Annotated in this window: 1 protein-coding gene; it reads left to right on the top strand. The window is 72.5% G+C overall.

All coding sequences use genetic code 11. The annotated features are described in order from the left end of the window. Positions 1-309, top strand: a 309-nt coding sequence (locus tag ACSNOK_RS33700) for an MMPL family transporter (RefSeq protein WP_436784567.1), incomplete at both ends; no start/stop codon positions are given.

The raw sequence follows: 309 nt of genomic DNA, 5'->3' as shown, positions 1-309 counted from the left end.
GCATCACCGACGTCTCGATCTTCTCGGTCAACCTCACCACCGCCCTCGGTCTCGGCCTGGGCATCGACTACGGCCTGCTGCTGGTCAGCCGTTTCCGCGAGCGGCTGACCGAGGGCGACGACGTACCGGACGCGCTGCGCACCACCGTGGCCACCGCGGGCCGCACCATCGCCTTCTCCGCCGCCACCGTCGTCGCCGCGCTCGCCGCCCTGCTGCTCTTCCCGCCCTTCTTCCTGCGCTCCTTCGCCTACGCCGGGATCGGTGTCGTCGCGATCGCCGCGGTCGGCGCGCTGGTGGTCGTCCCCGCCC

The sequence above is a fragment of the Streptomyces sp. URMC 126 genome (genome assembly GCF_051386555.1).
Taxonomy (GTDB): Bacteria; Actinomycetota; Actinomycetes; order Streptomycetales; family Streptomycetaceae; genus Streptomyces.
The sequence above is the reverse complement of the archived record's forward strand: the minus strand, read 5'-3'. Positions and strand labels throughout refer to the sequence as shown.